Origin of the sequence: Acetitomaculum ruminis DSM 5522 (genome assembly GCF_900112085.1) — a bacterium.
GTDB classification, from domain to species: domain Bacteria; phylum Bacillota; class Clostridia; order Lachnospirales; family Lachnospiraceae; genus Acetitomaculum; species Acetitomaculum ruminis.
In genome coordinates this window covers 1-4,630 of record NZ_FOJY01000039.1, presented here as the reverse complement: position 1 = coordinate 4,630, position 4,630 = coordinate 1, and the positions used below count along the sequence as shown (strand labels likewise).

Below are 4,630 nucleotides of genomic sequence, written 5' to 3'. Positions count from 1 at the left end.
ACATTAATAAATATACAAAGCACCCTTTTAAAGAAAGTGGGAGCTAAAGCCCTTAGCGGTATTAATAAAAAAGCTGTTATAAAAGTTCCTGCTAAAAAGTTAAAGACCTACAAAATACTTTTAAGCAATAAGGGACAAAGCAAAACAGTAAAAGTAAAATAAAAACAAAATAAGATAAAAAAACAGGGTTTGTATCGCAAATATCGTGTGATATGAACTCTGTTTTACTTATATCTGAAAAAGGCTGGTATTTAAAAAATTTCCCAGAAATTACAAAAACGAATTTCTTGGTAAATTTGCAGATTAATAAATATATACCCTATAGGGGTTTGAGTAGTTATAATTATGATAAAAAACATGAAAAACATAAAAAAAAAATTAAAAATACATCTTGACAATAAAAATATATAGAATTATTATAAAAATGTGAATTTTTAAACAAAGAAATCTGCAGAAGTATTGTTATTTAATTCGCAAATTTAATAAACGTAAGTTTGTTAACTGGCAACGGGTAAAGCGGAAGAGAAAATCTTTCCTATATACCACAAAAATAGTATTTTATGATCAAGGAGGAAAAACATATGAGAATTATGAAAAAAATACTATCATTACTTTTAGTAGTAACTATGACAATGGCTATGGGTCTGACAGCATTGGCAGCTGATGGAACACAAGCAGACACTAATGTTACTACGAAAACTGTAACTTTCAACATTTATAAAGATAAAGAAGAACTTTTAGCAGGTCCTATAACAGTGACGGTTGATTCAGGAACAACTCTTGACAAGGCAGTTGAAAAATTAATGAATTATTTCCCGAATTTTAAATTTGGGACTTACCAAGGAGAGGCTTACAGATATCTTGAGAGTATGATAATTAACGGAGAAGCTTATAAGAGTGAAAGCAGTACAACAGTAAATGGAAACCATGGACACTATGAAGGAAGTGACTGGGAGTACTATGTGGGTGAAAAAATGAATGATAATACATATGGACAGGTTTATATGTCATCATATGTTATCAATGATAACATTAATGTATTTTTAAATTTCGCCTACAGTTCTTTTGACTGGTAATCCTGGTAATTAGCTAGTTAACAACTGTAAAAGCAAGGCAGAAAGCTCATGTTAAATATTGAGCTTTCTGACAAAAAAATAGTGGAGGAAATACAAAATGATATTTAAATTTTCGAAAATCAAGTATGCCTTTTTGATTTTCGCTCTTTTTTTTGTTGGCTATTTTTCTACATCTGTACATGCTGCCGAAAATTCCATTGAAAAAGTAGAGGTTATGGATAGTAAAACGGCAGTTCCTTGTAAAAAAATATCAGATAATGTTTATGTAACAGATGGTATAACCAGTAGTAGTTCTTATAGATTTAGGGTTTATGTTACAGACTCTCAAAGATATATAGTAACATCTGCCAGTTGTTCTATTGATAATACTGTTAAAATAAGTTTAGACGACCAAACTTCCAATATGTGGGGAATACTTTTTCAGTCTTCAGGTCCTGCTTTCCAGTCTAAGGGAGCACAAACCTTTTATTTTGATATTCAGGATACTCAAACCCAAAAAACAGAAAGCTTTATACTAATTTCAAAAAATAAAGATACCCTTGAAAGAGGTGAAGCATGTGTAACAAATCCGGGAGCTGAATTATTAGACTCATCTAAGAATTCTTTAGAAGAAGCAAGAACCGATGCTGAAAATTCGGTGCCTCAGGTTAAGGAATTAGATGATTTTAAGGAATCTAAGGTTTATTTAAGATTTACTAGACCTCATGAAGAATATACTGTTTTTACTTCAAAGACCCTTCCTAAGTGGATGTTACCTGATAATAACTTTTTTAGAATTAACGGTTCCCAAAAAGTTCAGTTTAATTCATCAGATACAGGAAAAAATGATATTGTATCAGCTCCAATTTATCTAAAAAAAGGCATTAATGTAATAGAAGCCTACAGTGAAACAGACTATGGTTCTTATTTGGGAGAACTGACAGGTTCTGATGATTATGAGTTGGGAAAATTTTATGCAGATACAGCTGTAATAGATGAATTTGTATGGATTATTAATTATACCGGTGAGGAAAGTCAACCTGTTCTTTCTAATAATGCTGAAATTAAAGATATTCATGCATTTAATTATGTGTATAAATATTTAGACAATCCAGCTGATTTTACTACAAGCGTTGATGCAGATAAGGATGAATATTCTATTAATCTTCCTGAAAATATGAAATATCCTTACCTGCTTTTACAAATAAGAACCGAAGATGAGGCAGCGAAGGTATCCCTTCCTGAAGACATGGTAAAATCCCTATACGGTTCTATTTATTCCATAGAGGTTTCACCGGGTCAGACTAAGGAAATTCCTGTTACCCTAACAGCTGAAAATGGAGACACAAAGGTTCATAACATAAAGTTAAACTGGTTATCTTCTAAATGTAATATCGAAGATATTTCTATAGAAAATGGAAAACTTGAAGGAAGCTTAAATTCTGAAGATACTTCTTACTATGTAGAATCATTAGGAAATGGAGATATAGTTTATAGGATAAAGGTTTCAGAAGGGGCAAAAGCAAGCCTTAATGGAAAAGAGGGAACTAAAGAAGGAGATTACTGGATTTTTAATGCCAAAGCTTCTGATTCCTATACCAATATAGTCGTTACTGCCTATGATGGAACAAACAAGAAAATATATACTTTTGTAAATAAGACTCTTGGAAATTATTTTGGTATATCAGATAATACAAAGGCAAAAGCAAAAGAACTTCTTAATAAGACAGACTGGTATACTACAGAAAGTAATCTTGCTCAGGCTAGTTATTGGGATGTTTTCATGAGGGCAGCTGCCGGATTGTCCTTTGATAATACTAAAATATATAATATTACAAAAGCTAGAATCGACAGAAAAATTCCGGCAAAAACATATGGTTTTCTTATTCTTGATCTTGTTATTTCCGGGGAAAATCCTTATGACTTTAATGGCTCAAACTATGTGGAACTTCTTGAAAAATGTGACGAAAAGTATGAGCATAAATCATTTGGTTCAAACGAAGCAGATATTTGGACATATATAGCTCTTAAAGCTGCCGGAGCCCAAAGTGATTATCCATATATGAATGATCTTTTAAACAGAGTGAAGTTTTTTGCCATGAATTCTTCAGGGGATATAGAATTAAGAAGCCTTGCCTGGGCTGTCTTAGGAGATGACCTTAGCGAAAAACAAAAAATTTATCTTATTGAAGAAGTAAGAGATAAATATCTTTCAGATAAGGAAGATATGGCGGGACTCTTTACATATTATGATGAAGTAAAATATGTTACTTCAAGTTGTCATGTTGCAGTTATGGAAGGCTTAAATGCCATTGGCTTTGATGTGGAGAAATATCAGTTTGACCAAAGCCACTCACCTTTAAATACTTTAAAAAGCTTGTTCTATAGTGAAGGAGAGTGGCTAAATAAGGTAGGCGGTAGCGTTGATGAGAAAAAAATAATTATAAGCCTTTGCGATATTGCAAATGGTGGAAGTATTTATAATAAATATGCACCAACTAAAGAAGATTTAAACAAGCTTATTGAAATTGCAACTCCTCTTTTAGAGACTGCTTCCAAGACAGGTCAAGAGAATTTAAAAGCAGCTTATGACGAGGCAGTTAAGGTTAAAGATTTAGAAAGCGGCTTTGGAAAAGAGTATTATAACTTATATTCAGCCATAGCAGCCATTGACCCATCAAAGGTATCAAAACCAAATGCCCGTATGTGTTCAGATGCAGATTCAGAAAAGATAGATGCAGTTATTGAGCTTATTAATAACCTTAAAGAGGAATATACTTTAGAGGATCTTGAAAATAAAGATGCCTATAACGAGGCTTTAGAGGCTTACAATAATCTTGGTCAAACCTACTATAAGTCATATGTTACAAATGTAGAAAAACTCTATAAAACAGGAGATATCTACGAAGACCTTCAAACAGCAAAAGAAGTAAGCAACCTTATTAATGAGCTTCCTGAGAAGGTAAGCTTAGAAAACAAAGAAGCAGTTGAAAATGTTCAAAAAGCTTATGAAAAGCTTGGAGAACTGAAAAAATACATAAGCGGCGACACTCTTGATAAATATACTAAAGCTGTAATGGTTATTAAAACTGCCCTTTTGGCAGAAAAAATCAATGCTTTATGCGATGTAGAAAAAATCACCTTAAATGACAAGGAGACAGTTGAAAATCTTAAGAAAGAATTTGAAGCCCTTACTAAGGAAGAACAGGATTATCTAAAAGAAAACAATGCCGACTTAGTAAAAAAACTTGAAGATGCACAAGCAGCCATTAAAAAACTTGAAGAAGCAGCAAATGCTATTAAAAAGGGAGATAAAATCCTTGTGGGCAGTTTCCGTTATCAGGTAACTAATGTAAGTACAAAAAATGCTACAGTGAAATTTATAGGAGCAAAGACTACAGCTCTTACAAATATCACAATTCCTGCAGCTATTAAATATAAGGACAAAACCTTTAAAGTAACAGAAATAGCTGATGCATCTTGCAAAAACTATGGAAAACTTAAATCAATAGTAATAGGCACAAATGTTACAACCATTGGTAAGAATGCATTTTATGCTTGCAAAAACCTTACAT

Annotated in this window: 1 protein-coding gene and 1 pseudogene; both read left to right on the top strand. The window is 32.3% G+C overall.

Annotated features, from left to right (window positions below; all coding sequences use genetic code 11):
• Window positions 1-581 precede the first annotated feature (581 nt).
• Entirely contained in the window at window positions 582-1,076 is a 495-nt protein-coding gene (locus BM153_RS13310; protein ID WP_092874982.1) for a hypothetical protein, read from the top strand.
• Between the two features lie 97 nt (window positions 1,077-1,173).
• A pseudogene (locus tag BM153_RS13305) lies at window positions 1,174-4,630 on the top strand (hypothetical protein); the annotation flags it as partial.